At 71.8% G+C, this 13,640-nt stretch carries 13 protein-coding genes; 10 read left to right on the top strand and 3 right to left on the bottom strand.

The window, feature by feature from the left end:
- Positions 1–409 precede the first annotated feature (409 nt).
- Positions 410–1,087: a response regulator transcription factor gene (locus ACZ6SQ_RS22750; protein ID WP_386379116.1), complete on the top strand. Its 678-nt coding sequence runs from the start codon at positions 410–412 to the stop codon at positions 1,085–1,087.
- A gap of 621 nt (positions 1,088–1,708) precedes the next feature.
- Entirely contained in the window at positions 1,709–2,977 is a 1,269-nt protein-coding gene (locus ACZ6SQ_RS22745) for an ATP-binding protein (protein ID WP_469564908.1), read from the top strand.
- 38 nt (positions 2,978–3,015) lie between these two features.
- Here ACZ6SQ_RS22745 and ACZ6SQ_RS22740 read toward each other — a convergent pair whose 3' ends face one another.
- Positions 3,016–3,609, bottom strand: coding sequence for a GtrA family protein (locus ACZ6SQ_RS22740; protein ID WP_469564906.1), 594 nt, complete (start codon positions 3,607–3,609; stop codon positions 3,016–3,018).
- A 199-nt stretch (positions 3,610–3,808) separates the two neighbouring features.
- Between ACZ6SQ_RS22740 and ACZ6SQ_RS22735 the strand changes: the two genes are divergently transcribed.
- From ACZ6SQ_RS22735 to ACZ6SQ_RS22720, 4 genes are all read left to right on the top strand, one after another.
- Entirely contained in the window at positions 3,809–4,948 is a 1,140-nt protein-coding gene (locus ACZ6SQ_RS22735) for a 5-(carboxyamino)imidazole ribonucleotide synthase (protein WP_469564904.1), read from the top strand.
- Positions 4,945–5,469: a 5-(carboxyamino)imidazole ribonucleotide mutase gene (purE, locus tag ACZ6SQ_RS22730; RefSeq protein WP_469564902.1), complete on the top strand. Its 525-nt coding sequence runs from the start codon at positions 4,945–4,947 to the stop codon at positions 5,467–5,469. Before ACZ6SQ_RS22735 ends, purE begins: the two co-directional genes overlap by 4 nt.
- Positions 5,470–5,474: 5 nt before the next feature.
- Entirely contained in the window at positions 5,475–6,653 is a 1,179-nt protein-coding gene (locus ACZ6SQ_RS22725) for a dipeptidase (RefSeq protein ID WP_469565159.1), read from the top strand.
- A 174-nt stretch (positions 6,654–6,827) separates the two neighbouring features.
- Complete coding sequence (locus tag ACZ6SQ_RS22720) at positions 6,828–7,946, top strand: dipeptidase (protein ID WP_469564900.1); 1,119 nt, start codon at positions 6,828–6,830, stop codon at positions 7,944–7,946.
- Between the two features lie 35 nt (positions 7,947–7,981).
- Here the strand turns inward: ACZ6SQ_RS22720 and ACZ6SQ_RS22715 are convergent, their stop codons facing one another.
- The gene (locus ACZ6SQ_RS22715; RefSeq protein ID WP_469564898.1) at positions 7,982–8,341 is read right to left on the bottom strand and encodes a VOC family protein; all 360 of its coding nucleotides are present in this window, start codon (positions 8,339–8,341) and stop codon (positions 7,982–7,984) included.
- Positions 8,342–8,457: 116 nt separating this feature from the next.
- Between ACZ6SQ_RS22715 and ACZ6SQ_RS22710 the strand changes: the two genes are divergently transcribed.
- Complete coding sequence (locus tag ACZ6SQ_RS22710; RefSeq protein WP_469564896.1) at positions 8,458–8,958, top strand: CGNR zinc finger domain-containing protein; 501 nt, start codon at positions 8,458–8,460, stop codon at positions 8,956–8,958.
- 138 nt (positions 8,959–9,096) lie between these two features.
- Here ACZ6SQ_RS22710 and ACZ6SQ_RS22705 read toward each other — a convergent pair whose 3' ends face one another.
- Entirely contained in the window at positions 9,097–10,440 is a 1,344-nt protein-coding gene (locus ACZ6SQ_RS22705; RefSeq protein WP_469564893.1) for a UDP-glucose dehydrogenase family protein, read from the bottom strand.
- A gap of 186 nt (positions 10,441–10,626) precedes the next feature.
- On the opposite strand from ACZ6SQ_RS22705, the gene ACZ6SQ_RS22700 reads away from it, so the two are divergent.
- The 3 genes from ACZ6SQ_RS22700 (at position 10,627) to ACZ6SQ_RS22690 (ending at position 13,612) form a co-directional block, all read left to right on the top strand.
- A complete protein-coding gene (locus ACZ6SQ_RS22700; RefSeq protein ID WP_469564891.1) occupies positions 10,627–11,784 on the top strand; it encodes an acyl-CoA dehydrogenase family protein in 1,158 nt (385 codons plus the stop codon).
- A gap of 182 nt (positions 11,785–11,966) precedes the next feature.
- Positions 11,967–12,788 carry an SAM-dependent methyltransferase gene (locus tag ACZ6SQ_RS22695; RefSeq protein WP_469564889.1) on the top strand — a complete coding sequence of 274 codons (822 nt, stop codon included), beginning with the start codon at positions 11,967–11,969 and terminating at the stop codon, positions 12,786–12,788.
- A 50-nt stretch (positions 12,789–12,838) separates the two neighbouring features.
- On the top strand, positions 12,839–13,612 hold the full coding sequence (locus tag ACZ6SQ_RS22690; RefSeq protein WP_469565157.1) for a class I SAM-dependent methyltransferase: 774 nt from the start codon (positions 12,839–12,841) through the stop codon (positions 13,610–13,612).
- Positions 13,613–13,640 lie beyond the last annotated feature (28 nt).

Genomic DNA, 13,640 nt, shown 5'->3' with positions numbered 1-13,640 from the left:
GTCACGGGACGGTGGACGGCGACCACCGGGATCCACGCCTCTCGCGCGTTGTCGCGTGGTGAGGCCCGGCCACAGGTCATTCCTTTCAGGGCCGGCGCGAGCCGGCCCGCACACAAAAGAGACCCTCGGCGTCAAATGCGGAGCCAAAGGTCCCTGCGGTGCTACAGGCGTTGAATCACCATACGGCAGTTCAGTGCCTGAAATGAAAGGACTTGAGATATGGATCACAGGTGATCAAGGAACCGTGGAGCCTAATTCGAATGCGATCAGACGGATCCGAGCCTCAATCATAGGTTCGTACCAAGGTTGGGAAAGGTGTGAATCCGTCATTTCGGTACAGATCCAAAGGTAAGAATCCGCCGTGGCGATCTCACCTCTGGGCCGCCACCAGGCGGACTACCATCAGGTCATGACCCGTGTACTGCTCGCCGAGGACGACGCGTCCATCTCGGAGCCCCTGGCCCGCGCGCTGCGCCGGGAGGGGTACGAGGTCGAGGTGCGTGAGGACGGCCCCACCGCGCTGGACGCGGGTATCCAGGGCGGTATCGACCTGGTCGTCCTGGACCTCGGGCTGCCCGGCATGGACGGCCTGGAGGTCGCCCGCCGGCTGCGCGCCGAGGGGCAGACCGTGCCGATCCTGATCCTCACCGCGCGGGCCGACGAGGTGGACACGGTCGTCGGGCTGGACGCGGGGGCGGACGACTACGTCACCAAGCCGTTCCGGCTCGCCGAGCTGCTCGCCCGGGTCCGGGCGCTGCTGCGGCGCGGTTCCGCGGAGCCGCAGCAGCCGCCGGCGACGCACGGCGTGCGGATCGACGTGGAGTCGCACCGGGCGTGGATGGGCGAGGAGGAACTCCAGCTCACGGCGAAGGAGTTCGATCTGCTGCGGGTGCTCGTGCGGGACGCGGGGCGGGTGGTCACGCGGGATCAGCTGATGCGTGAGGTGTGGGACACGACGTGGTGGTCGTCGACCAAGACGCTCGACATGCATATCTCGTGGCTGCGCAAGAAGCTGGGTGACGATGCGGCCAATCCTCGGTACATCGCGACTGTGCGGGGGGTCGGGTTCCGCTTCGAGAAGAGCTGAGTGCCGCCGGCGGTTGAACCCCACCCACCCCCGGGGCCGCTGCCGCCCCCTGCCCGAGCCCCCTACAGCCTCTTGCGCCGTTCCCCGCGCCCCTGATGGTGCTACTTGCAGTCGTTCGGCTGTGGGCCGTGGTGGGCTGTTCGCGCAGTTCCCCGCGCCCCTGATCGGGTGGCTGTCTGCTGCGGCTTGTCGCGCCCGCGCGGCGGTAGCCGCAATTCGGTACAGTCCCGCGCCCCTGATGTGGTTGCCGTCGGTTGTCGGCTGCGGCTTGTCGGGTCCGCGTGGCGGTAGCCGGAGATCGGTACAGTCCCGCGACCCCGATGGGCTGCCCGACGCGCCAGCAGCCCAACCCCCTAGGGGCGCGGGGAACTGCGCGACCGGCCGACCGCGACCCGCACCCGATCGACGACCGCACCCCCTAGGGGCGCGAGGAACTGCGCGACCAGCCCACGAGGACCCGCGGTCGAACGGCGGCGGCAAGCACTGAAGGGGCGCGGGGAACTGCGCGATCTGCCACGAGCGGGCCGCACTCGATCGACGGCCCTGCCCCGGAGGGGGGAGCGGCGCTCAAGGGGACCGTGTTGGCAGACTGGGAGTCGTGAAGCCGCTCCCGGAGGACCCGTGCGCCGTCGTCTGATCCAGTCCACCCTCGCCGTCGTACTCGTCGTCATCGCCGTCTTCGGCGTATCCCTGGTGATCGTCGAGACACGGACGATCACCACCACCGCCCAGGAGCGGGTGAACTCCGAGGCCGTACGCCTCGCCGGCATCGTCGACGGCCGCATCCTCGGCGACGAGCAGATCTCCGCGGAGATCCTGCAGGACCAGGTCGGCGACGACCGCTTCGCGGCGATCCGCATCCCCGGCCGCGAGGTCATCGAGATCGGCGACGAGCCCGACGGCGACGTCATCGAGCACACCGCGCGCGGCGAGGAGGGCGAGACGGTCACCGTCCAGGAGCCCCGCTCACGGATCACCCGCGAGGTCGGCCGCACCCTGCTGATCATCGGCGCGGTGGCCCTGCTGGCCGTCATCGCCGCGGTCCTGCTCGCCCTGCGCCAGGCGGGCCGCCTCGCCTCCCCGCTCACCGACCTCGCGGAGACCGCCGAACGCCTCGGCTCCGGCGACCCGCGCCCCCGTCACAAGCGCTACGGCGTCCCCGAACTGGACCGCGTAGCCGACGTACTGGATGCCTCGGCCGAGCGCATCGGCCGCATGCTCACCGCCGAGCGGCGGCTGGCCGCCGACGCCTCCCACCAGCTGCGCACCCCGCTCACCGCGCTGTCGATGCGGCTGGAGGAGATCACCCTCACGGACGACCCGGAGACGGTGAAGGAGGAGGCGACCATCGCGCTGACCCAGGTGGAGCGCCTCACGGACGTCGTGGAGCGGCTGCTGACCAACGCCCGCGACCCCCGCACCGGCTCCGCCGTCACCTTCGACCTCGACGAGGTCATCCAGCAGCAGCTCGCCGAGTGGCGCCCCGCGTACCGGGGTGTGGGCCGGGCCATCGTCAGCTCCGGAAAACGGCACCTCCAGGCGGTCGGCACCCCGGGCGCGGTCGCGCAGGTGCTGGCCGCGCTGATCGAGAACTCCCTGATGCACGGCGGCGGCACCGTCGCCCTGCGCACCCGGGTCACCGGCAACCAGGCCGTGATCGAGGTCACCGACGAGGGCCCGGGCGTCCCGGCCGACCTCGGCGCGCGCATCTTCGAGCGGGCCATCAGCGGCCGCAACTCCACCGGTATCGGCCTCGCCGTGGCCCGGGACCTCGCCGAGGCCGACGGGGGCCGCCTGGAGATGCTCCAGGCCCAGCCGCCGGTCTTCGGCCTGTTCCTGTCCCGCACGGCCCCGCCGAAGAGCGAGGAGAAGGCCCCCACAGTGCGCTGAGCGCGGGCGGTCCGGAGCCGGAACAGCCCCCGCGCCCCTCAGACCCGCTGCTTGACCCGCTGCCGTCCCGACCGCGTCCCGTCGGCGGAGCGGTGCCCGGCCCTGCCCGATCGGGCCCGCGGGGTGCCGCGCGACCCGGCGGCGGTGACCTGCTGCGGCGCGGCCGTCTCCTGCGGCAGGGCCTTGAAGACCCAGCTGCGGTAGGACCAGAAGCGGAACAGGGTGGCGACGCCGATGCCGAGGAACTTGAAGATGTTGCTCTGCAGCGGACTGTCCCAGCCGAACCCGTACGTCGCCGCGTACAGCACACCGTTCTCGATGACCAGGCCGATCGCGCTGAACACGATGAAGAGGGTCATCTCACGGGTGCGGCCGCTCTTGTCGCGGTCACGGTAGGTGAAGTACCGGAACCCGATGTAGTTGAAGGCGATCGCCACGACCGTGGCGATGACGCTGGCGCGCACCACCTGGAGGTCGGTGACGCTGCGCACCAGGTTGAAGACGGCGAGGTTGACGAGCAGCCCCGCACCGCCGACCGCGCCGAACTTCGCGACCTCCCGGAGCAGGTGGTCGAAGCGCAGCCGCAACGCGCCGGGCGGCGCCGAGTGAAGCCCTGAGGAACCACGTCCCATGGCGTTGTAGGCCCCGTCCGTCGGAAATCGTCAACGCAATCATGCTAACCACCCCCCTTTCGTGATCGCTCGCGACCGAGCACACAGGTCGGTCACAGGACCCGCGCGAGGAGCGGTCACAGGACGCGCGAGGAGCGGTAACGGGACCCGCGCGAGGAGCGGAATCCGGCCGTCCTCGCGCGCCGGATACTCTGGGGGCGTGACGTTCCCGGTAGTCGGCATGGTCGGCGGGGGCCAGCTCGCTCGTATGACACACGAAGCAGGCATCCCGCTCGGCATCAGGTTCAAGCTCCTCAGTGACACCCCTCAGGATTCCGCGGCGCAGGTCGTCAGCGATGTCGTCGTCGGCGACTATCGCGACCTCGACACGCTGCGTGACTTCGCGCGCGGGTGCGATGTGATCACCTTCGATCACGAACACGTTCCCACCGAGCATCTGCGGGCCCTGGAGGCGGACGGCATTCCCGTGCGCCCCGGCCCCGACGCGCTGGTGCACGCCCAGGACAAGGGGGTGATGCGCGCGAAGCTCGACGCGATCGGTGTGCCCTGTCCACGGCACAGGATCGTCGCCGATCCGCGGGACGTGGCCGCGTTCGCGGCGGAGGGCGACGGCTTCCCGGTGGTCCTGAAGACCGTCCGCGGCGGCTACGACGGCAAGGGCGTGTGGGTGGTGGACTCCGCCGAGGAGGCCGCCGAGCCCTTCAAGGCGGGCGTCCCGGTCCTCGCCGAGGAGAAGGTCGACTACCTCCGTGAGCTGGCCGCCAACGTGGTCCGCTCGCCGCACGGCCAGGCCGTCGCCTACCCGGTCGTGGAGTCCCGCCAGGTCGACGGCGTCTGCGACACGGTCATCGCGCCCGCCCCGGACCTGGACGAGGCGCTCGCGCTGAAGGCCGAGGAGATGGCGCTCAGCATCGCCAAGGAACTGGGAGTCGTCGGCCACCTCGCCGTCGAGCTGTTCCAGACCCGCGACGGCCGCATCCTCGTCAACGAGCTGGCGATGCGCCCCCACAACTCCGGTCACTGGACCCAGGACGGCGCGGTCACCAGCCAGTTCGCCAACCACGTCCGCGCGGTCCTGGACCTCCCGCTGGGCGACCCGCGCCCCCGGGCGCGCTGGACGGTCATGGCGAACGTCCTCGGCGGCGACTTCCCCGACATGTACTCCGCGTACCTGCACTGCATGGCCCGCGACCCCAAGCTCAAGATCCACATGTACGGCAAGGACGTGAAGCCCGGCCGCAAGGTCGGTCACGTCAACACCTACGGCGACGAGCTGGACGACGTGCTGGAGCGCGCGCGTCACGCTGCCGACTACCTGAGAGGCACCATCACCGAATGAGCCCTGTTGTTGGCATCGTCATGGGGTCGGACAGCGACTGGCCGGTCATGGAGGCCGCGGCCCAGGCCCTCGACGAGTTCGAGATCGACTACGAGGTCGACGTCGTCTCCGCCCACCGCATGCCGCGCGAGATGATCGCGTACGGCGAGAACGCCGCGGACCGGGGCCTGAAGGCGATCATCGCCGGGGCGGGCGGCGCCGCGCACCTGCCGGGCATGCTCGCCTCCGTGACCCCGCTGCCGGTCATCGGTGTGCCGGTGCCGCTGAAGTACCTGGACGGCATGGACTCGCTGCTGTCGATCGTGCAGATGCCGGCGGGTGTGCCGGTGGCGACCGTGTCGGTGGCCGGCGCCCGCAACGCCGGTCTGCTGGCCGCCCGCATGCTCGCCGCGCACGACGAGGACCTGCTGGCGAGGATGCGCGAGTTCCAGCAGGACCTGAACGACCAGGCCACCGAGAAGGGCAAGCGCCTGCGCGCCAAGGCCGAGGGGTCCGGCGGCGGCTTCGGCTTCGGGAAGTGACCGCGATGACCGCCCTGGAGGCAGTCCGGGAACTCCTCGCCGAGTTCCCGGTCGTCGACGGCCACAACGACCTGCCGTGGGCCCTGCGCGAACAGGTCCGCTACGACCTCTCCGCCCGGGACATCGCCGTACGGCAGGACGCCCATCTGCACACCGACCTGCCCCGGCTGCGCGAGGGCGGGGTCGGCGCGCAGTACTGGTCCGTGTACGTCCGCACGGACCTGCCCGACCCGGTCACGGCCACGCTGGAGCAGATCGACTGCGTACGGCAGCTGATCGACCGTCATCCGATGGAACTGCGGGCCGCGTTCACGGCCGCGGACATGGAGTCGGCGCGCCGCGAGGGCCGGATCGCCTCGCTGATGGGGGCCGAGGGCGGGCACTCCATCGACAACTCGCTGGGCACACTGCGGGGTCTGTACGCGCTGGGCGTGCGGTACCTGACGCTCACCCACAACGACAACGTGGCCTGGGCGGACTCCGCGACGGACGTGCCGAGCGTCGGCGGGCTGTCCGCGTTCGGGCGTGAGGTCGTGCGGGAGATGAACCGTCTCGGCATGCTGGTGGACCTCTCCCATGTGGCCGCGACGACCATGCGGGACGCGCTGGACACCTCCACGGCCCCGGTGATCTTCTCCCACTCCTCCGCGCGGGCCGTGTGCGACCATCCGCGCAACGTCCCCGACGACGTCCTGGAGCGGCTGCCCGGCAACGGCGGCATGGCGATGGTGACGTTCGTGCCGAAGTTCGTGCTCCAGGCCGCGGTCGACTGGACGGCCGCCGCCGACGACAACATGCGCGCCCACGGCTTCCACCACCTCGACACCACCCCGGAGGCCATGAAGGTCCACGCGGCCTTCGAGGAGCGGCGGCCGCGCCCGGTCGCCACGGTGTCGACGGTCGCCGACCATCTCGACCACATGCGCGAGGTCGCCGGCGTCGACCATCTCGGCATCGGCGGCGACTACGACGGCACGGCCTTCACCCCCGAGGGCCTCGGTGACGTGTCGAGTTACCCGCGTCTTCTCGTCGAGCTCCACGACCGCGGATGGTCCAACTCCGATCTCGCCAAGCTGACCTGGCAGAACGCGGTCCGGGTGCTGGACGCCGCGGAGGACGTGGCCCGCCATCTCCGGGCCACCTGCTCCCCGTCCAACGCGACGATCGAGTCGCTCGACGGCTGACCGCCGTCCCCGGGCGGAGCGGCCGGTGTCCCCGGTCGCCCCGCCCCGCGGCGGTCCTGAAGCGCGGCGGCGGGCGTACCCCCGAACGCCCCGCCCACCAGGAAGGCCCCGGACGTCCGTGCGACGGTGACGGTACGGCGGGTCACGCCGTGATCCCGACGTACGGAGACCGCCATGGCCGACCTCCAGGACGAACTGCACCCCGGCACCGGGATCGCCGCGCTGCCCCTCGCGGAGCCGTTCGACGAGCTGGTCGAAGAGCCGTCCGTCAGCGTCCCCGAGGGAGCGCAGCCGCTGGAACAGGCGCACGCCCTGCTGGCCTCGCACCCCGTCGCCGACGGCTACAGCGGCCTGCCCTGGGCGCTGCGCCACCTGCCCTGGTACGACCTCCAGCTCGGGGAGAGCGCGGTCGACACGGATGTGCCGCGGTTGCGGGAGGGCCGGGTCGGGGCGTTGTTCTGGTCGCTGCAACTGCCCGAGGGGCTGGCGGCCGACCGGGCCGTGGGCGCCACGCTGGAGCAGCTCGACCTGGTGCGCTCGGTCATCGGGGCGCACCCCGAGGGCCTGCGCCTGGCCCGCAGCGCCGGGCAGTTCATCGACGCCCGCCACTGCGGCCGGGTCGCCGTCCTGCTCGGTCCGGCCACGGCCGCCGCGCTGGACGACTCCCTGGCCATCCTGCGCGTCCTGCACCGGCTCGGGGTGCGCGTGCTCACTCTCAGCGGCACCTCCTGGGCCAGTGAGGCCGGGCTGACCCGGTTCGGCGAGGAGGTCGTGCGGGAGATGAACCGGCTCGGGGTCCTCGCCGACCTCTCCGGCGCCTCCGAGGCCACCGTCGCCCGGACGATCGCCCTGTCCAGGACGCCGGTGCTGTGCACCCGCTCCGCCGCCCGCGCGCTGCGCCCCCACCCCGCCAACCTGCCCGACGACCTGCTCGCCGAGCTGGGGGCGGCGAAGGGCCTGTGCATGGTGCCGCTGACCGCCGAGCAGACCGGGCCGACCGTGCGGGACGTCGCCGACCATCTCGACCACGTCCGTGAGATCGCCGGGCCCGAGTGCGTGGGCCTGTCCGGCACCTACGACTCCGGCGCCGCCCACCCCCAGGACCTCGGCGACCCCTCCGGGTACCCGCGGCTCGTCGCCGAGCTGTTCCAGCGCGGCTGGCCCGCGGCCGACATCGCGCTGCTGACCTGGGGCAACGTCCAGCGCGTGCTGCGCACCACCGACTCCACCGCCCGCGCCGCACAGCATCGCCGCGAGCCGTCGACGGCCAGGATCGCCGAGCTGGACGGCTGACCGCGGGCGCCCGCGCGGCCGGGCGACCGGACGGTTCAGCTCGCGCAGAGACAGAACGGGTGGCCCCCCGGGTCGGCGTACACCCGCCAGCCGCGCGTCCGGTCCTCCGTGTCCAGCGGGCGGGCGCCCAGGGCGAGCACCTCCCGCTCGGCCGCGTCCAGGTCGGGCACGTTCAGATCCAGGTGGAACTGCTGCGAGTGATCGGCGGCGGGCCACCTCGGCGGCACGAACCCCGGTGCCGCCTGGAACGCCAGCGACTGGCCGCCCGGCACCTTCACGTCCACCCATTCGCCCTCGCCCTCGACGCTGCCGCCCAGGACGGCGGCGTAGAACGCGGCGAGCCCGGCGGGATCCGGGCAGTCCAGGACGACGACACCCAGTTCGGCGACAGCCATGACTCCTCCTCGGGAATACGGGGTTACCGCTAGGAGCTGGTAACCGGTAACCGTTACCTCATGGTCCCTCATGAGAGGTAACGTCGCAAGGGAGATCGGGGAGGTAGCGTGCAGCCATGAGCGAGAGATCACCCGCGCCCGGAGGCCTCGCCCTGATCGAGTCCCTGGTCAACACGCTGGACATCGAGTCGGGCGCCGACGCCCTCGACTCGGCGGACGGCCGGGCGCGGCTCGGGCTCACCGAGGAGGAACTGCCCCGCGCGCGCGACCTGCGTGAATCGCTGCGGGCGACCCTCCTCGCCCATGCCGGTCACCCGCCGCACGGCACGGTGACCCCGCTCGGCACGCTGCTCGCGGGCGCCCCGCTCCTGCTGGCTGTCGACTCCGGGGACGGCTCGGCCCGGCTCGCCCCGGCCGACGAAGGCCCCCTGCTCTCACGGGTCGCCGCGGCGGTCGCCGAGGCCCTGGTCGCCGGCACCTGGACCCGCCTCAAGGCGTGCGAATCGGACACCTGTCACTGGGCGTACTACGACCGCAGCCCGGCCGGCCGCGGCCGCTGGTGCTCGATGCAGGTGTGCGGAGCACGCGCGAAGATGCGGCGATACCGGGCTAAATAACCTCTGAACGCAAAGGATGCGTGAGCCGCGTAACGTTCACCGGCCGCGGCGGGGGTGCGTGGGGCAGAATGCGGGAAGACGCCGGTTCGGCCGACTGAGCCTCGGCCGAACCGGCGTCGCCACCGCCGTGCGCGGAACTCAGGCCGTGGGGCGTCCCATCGCCCGGTACGTCCACCCGGCCCGCCGCCACAGCTCCGGGTCCAGGGCGTTGCGCCCGTCGAGGATCACCCGCTGCTTCGCCGCCTCGCCCAGCGCGGCCGGGTCCAGCTCGCGGAACTCCCGCCACTCGGTCAGATGCAGCACGACGTCCGCCCCGCGCACCGCCTCCAGCGCCGTGTCGGCGTAGCCCAGGGTCGGGAACAGCCGCCGGGCGTTGGCCATGCCCTTGGGGTCGTAGACGGTCACCTGGCCGCCCTGGAGGTGTATCTGCCCGGCGACGTTGAGCGCGGGCGAGTCCCGTACGTCGTCGGAGTCCGGCTTGAAGCTGGCGCCGAGCACCGCCACGCGCCGGCCCAGGAACGAGCCGCCGCCGAGCGCCTCGCGGGCCATCTCCACCATCTGGCCGCGCCGACGCATGTTGATCGAGTCGATCTCGCGCAGGAAGGTCAGCGCCTGGTCGGCGCCCAGCTCGCCCGCGCGGGCCATGAACGCCCGGATGTCCTTCGGCAGACAGCCGCCGCCGAAGCCGATCCCGGCGCGCAGGAACTTCTTCCCGATGCGGTCGTCGTAGCCGATGGCCTCGGCCAGCTGGACGACGTCGCCGCCCGCGGCCTCGCACACCTCGGCCATGGCGTTGATGAAGGAGATCTTGGTGGCGAGGAAGGAGTTCGCGGAGGTCTTCACCAGCTCGGCGGTGGGGAAGTCGGTCACCACGAACGGGGTGCCCTCGCCGACCGGCGTCGCGTACACCTCGCGCAGCAGCTTCTCGGCGCGCTCGCTGCGCACGCCGACCACGATCCGGTCCGGGTGCAGGGTGTCCTGCACCGCGAAGCCCTCGCGCAGGAACTCCGGGTTCCATGCGACCTCGGCGTCCGCCCCGGCCGGGGCGTGCTCGGCCACGTAGGCGGCCAGGCGCTCGGCGGAGCCCACCGGCACGGTCGACTTGCCGACCACCAGCGAAGGGCCGGTCAGATGCGGGGCCAGCGAGGCGAAGGCGGAGTCGACGTAGGACATGTCACAGGCGTAGTCGCCGTGCCGCTGCGGAGTGTTCACACAGACGAAGTGCACATCGCCGAACGCGGCCGCCTCGGCGTAGTCGGTGGTGAAGCGCAGCCGCCCGGACGAGCCCTCGATCCCGGCCACGTGCTTGCGGAGAAGCTCCCCGAGGCCCGGCTCGTACATCGGCACCTCGCCCTGCCGCAGCAGGTCGATCTTCTCCTCGACGACGTCGAGACCCAGCACCTCGAAGCCCAGCTCGGCCATGGCCGCGGCGTGGGTGGCGCCGAGATAGCCGGTGCCGATCACGGTGATCTTCAGGGCCATGGACGCTCCAGGAGTACGGCGAACGGTGATGCGGTGCCCGAGCATAGCCGGGGCTCGGGAACCCCATTCAGCGGGCACTTTTCCCGTTGTCGTCTACCTCACGTATCCGCCTCGCGAGGGGACGCACTAAAATTGAGTTACTTAACGGTAGTTAGCGTCAGTAGCGTCATTGGAGCGTGAGAGACCTTGGCCGGATCGGCTGACTTCGACCTGTACCGCCCGTCCGAGGAGCACGACATGCTCCGCGACGCCGTCCGCTCCCTGGCCGAGGCGAAGATCGCCCCGTTCGCCGCCGCGGTGGACGAGGAGGCCCGCTTCCCGCAGGAGGCCCACGACGCGCTGGTCGCGAACGACCTGCACGCGGTCCACGTGCCCGAGTCCTACGGCGGCGCGGGCGCCGACGCGCTCGCCACGGTCATCGTGATCGAGGAGGTGGCGCGCGTGTGCTGCTCGTCCTCCCTGATCCCGGCCGTGAACAAGCTGGGCTCCCTGCCGGTGATCCTGTCCGGCTCCGAGGACCTGAAGAAGAAGTACATGACCCCGCTCGCCAAGGGCGACGGCATGTTCTCCTACTGCCTGTCCGAGCCCGAGGCGGGCTCCGACGCGGCCGGCATGAAGACCCGCGCGGTCCGCGACGGCGACCACTGGATCCTGAACGGCGTCAAGCGCTGGATCACCAACGCCGGCGTCTCCGAGTACTACACCGTGATGGCGGTCACCGACCCGGAGAAGCGCTCGAAGGGCATCTCCGCGTTCGTCGTGGAGAAGGGCGACGAGGGCGTCTCCTTCGGCGCGCCGGAGAAGAAGCTCGGCATCAAGGGCTCCCCGACCCGCGAGGTCTACTTCGACAACGTCCGCATCCCCGCCGACCGCATGATCGGCGAGGAGGGCACCGGCTTCGCCACCGCGATGAAGACGCTGGACCACACCCGCATCACCATCGCCGCGCAGGCCCTCGGCGTCGCCCAGGGCGCCCTCGACTACGCCAAGGGCTACGTCAAGGAGCGCAAGCAGTTCGGCAAGGCGATCGCCGACTTCCAGGGCATCCAGTTCATGCTCGCGGACATGGCCATGAAGATCTCGGCCGCCCGCGCGCTGACCTACCAGGCCGCCGCCGCCTCCGAGCGCGGCGACGCCGACCTGACCTACCTCGGCGCGGCCGCCAAGTGCTTCGCCTCCGACGTCGCGATGGAGGTCACCACCGACGCCGTCCAGCTCCTCGGCGGCTACGGCTACACCCGCGACTACCCGGTCGAGCGCATGATGCGCGACGCCAAGATCACCCAGATCTACGAGGGCACCAACCAGGTCCAGCGCATCGTCATGGCCCGCAACCTGCCGTAACCCGCGAGCACCTGCCGAGCCCCCGCCCGGAGCCCCCGGCCGGGGGCTGTCGCATGCCCGTCGGCGCTCCCGAGCCCCCGTCCGGGCACGGGCCAGGATCGGCCAAGTGGCCGACGGCGGAGGCTGATTGTGTCTAGGTTGAGGGCGCGATCGGATCGTTCCCGACCAAGGAGACCCACCTCATGTCCGACCCCCTCCCCTCCCACGACGAAGGCGTCGGCCGGGTGAACCGCCTGCGTACGGACGTCTCCCACTCGGCGCGGATCTGGAACTACTGGCTGGGCGGCAAGGACAACTACCCGGTGGACCAGGAGGTCGGTGACCAGATCCTGTCGTTCGTGCCGGAGCTGCCGCGCTCGGCCGTCGCCGACCGGGCGTTCCTCGCCCGCGCGGTGCGGCATCTGGCCGGCGAGGTGGGCGTGCGGCAGTTCCTGGACATCGGCACCGGGCTGCCGACCGCCGAGAACACCCACGAGGTCGCCCAGCGCGTCGACCCCTCCTGCCGGATCGTCTACGTCGACAACGACCCGCTCGTGCTGAACCACGCCCACGCGCTGCTCACCAGCACCCGCGAGGGAGCCACCGACTACATCGAGGCAGACGTCAACGACCCCGAGACGATCCTGCGCGGGGCGGCCGCGACACTCGACCTCCAGCGCCCGGTGGCGGTCACCATGCTGGGCATCCTCAACTTCGTCATGGACACCGGCGAGGCCGCAGGTATCGTCCACCGGCTGCTGGACGCCCTGCCCTCCGGCAGCCACCTCGCGATATCGCACCCCACGACCGAGGTCGACGGCGAGGCCATGACCCAGGCCGTCGAGTACTGGAACAGCCAGGGCTCCGCGCCGATGACCCTGCGCACCCGCGAGGACCTCGCCCGCTTCTTCGACCGCGTCGAACTGCTGGAGCCCGGCATCGTCAGCTGCTCCCGCTGGCGGCCCGAACCGGGCCCCGAGCCCGTCCGGGTCACCCACTTCGCGGGCGTGGGTCGCAAGCCGTGAGCCCGGCCGTCCACCCGACCGCCACCGCGTTCGACACCGCGGAGCGGCGGATGTGGGCCGGGCGCGCCGAGGCCTACGGCTCGACCTTCGCCCGGCTGTGCGCGCACCCGGTGCCGGAGCTGCTGGACGCGGCGGGCGTCGGCGCCGGGACGTACGTCCTGGACGTCGGCACCGGCACGGGCACGGCGGCCCTGGCCGCCCGGCAACGCGGCGCCCGGGTGAGGGCGGTGGACGCCGAGCCCGCAATGGCGGCGGCGGCCCGCGCCCGGGGCATCCCCGCCGAGGTCGCCGAACTGCCCGAACTACCCTTCGCGGACGGCGAGTTCGACGCCGTCGTCGGCAACTTCGTGCTCAACCACGTCGGCCGCCCGCGCGCCGCCCTCGCCGAACTGCGCCGCGTGCTCAGGCCCGGCGGGCGCCTCGCCGTCACTCTGTGGAGCACCGGCCGCCAGGCCGGCATGGAGCTGTACGGCCGCGCGCTGGAGGCCGCCGGCGTGGTCCCGCCGCCCGGTCTGCCGCGTCTGGAGGCCGCGGAGGACTTCACGCGCACCCCGGACGGAGTCGCCGCCCTGCTCAGGGAGGCGGGCTTCACCGGCGCCGCCTGCGCCGAGACCCGCTTCGAGCACCGCGCGGGCGTCGAGGAGTGGTGGACCGCCGCGGCCTCGGGCCTCGCCACGATCGGCCTGATCGTCACCGCCCAGGACACCGAGACCGTCGCCCGTGTCCGCGCGGAGTACGGCCGGATCGCCGCGGCCGGATACACGGACGCCCGCGGCGAGCTGTCCCTGGAACACGGGGCGCTGCTCGCGCGGGCGACGGCTTAGGGACGGTCATCTGCCGGACCGGTCATCG

The sequence above is a fragment of the Streptomyces sp. NPDC048600 genome (assembly GCF_055587025.1).
Note: the sequence above shows the minus strand (reverse complement) of the source record. Positions and strands in the feature narration are given on the sequence as shown.

What these genes read in the sequence shown, in the direction of transcription:
- purE (WP_469564902.1), top strand. Translation starts at nt 4,945, where the DNA reads ATGAGCCCTGTTGTTGGCATCGTCATGGGGTCGGACAGCGACTGGCCG.
- ACZ6SQ_RS22725 (WP_469565159.1), top strand. Translation starts at nt 5,475, where the DNA reads ATGACCGCCCTGGAGGCAGTCCGGGAACTCCTCGCCGAGTTCCCGGTC.
- ACZ6SQ_RS22750 (WP_386379116.1), top strand. Translation starts at nt 410, where the DNA reads ATGACCCGTGTACTGCTCGCCGAGGACGACGCGTCCATCTCGGAGCCC.
- ACZ6SQ_RS22715 (WP_469564898.1), bottom strand. Translation starts at nt 8,341, where the DNA reads ATGGCTGTCGCCGAACTGGGTGTCGTCGTCCTGGACTGCCCGGATCCC.
- ACZ6SQ_RS22705 (WP_469564893.1), bottom strand. Translation starts at nt 10,440, where the DNA reads ATGGCCCTGAAGATCACCGTGATCGGCACCGGCTATCTCGGCGCCACC.
- ACZ6SQ_RS22720 (WP_469564900.1), top strand. Translation starts at nt 6,828, where the DNA reads ATGGCCGACCTCCAGGACGAACTGCACCCCGGCACCGGGATCGCCGCG.
- ACZ6SQ_RS22740 (WP_469564906.1), bottom strand. Translation starts at nt 3,609, where the DNA reads ATGGGACGTGGTTCCTCAGGGCTTCACTCGGCGCCGCCCGGCGCGTTG.
- ACZ6SQ_RS22690 (WP_469565157.1), top strand. Translation starts at nt 12,839, where the DNA reads ATGTGGGCCGGGCGCGCCGAGGCCTACGGCTCGACCTTCGCCCGGCTG.
- ACZ6SQ_RS22695 (WP_469564889.1), top strand. Translation starts at nt 11,967, where the DNA reads ATGTCCGACCCCCTCCCCTCCCACGACGAAGGCGTCGGCCGGGTGAAC.
- ACZ6SQ_RS22710 (WP_469564896.1), top strand. Translation starts at nt 8,458, where the DNA reads ATGAGCGAGAGATCACCCGCGCCCGGAGGCCTCGCCCTGATCGAGTCC.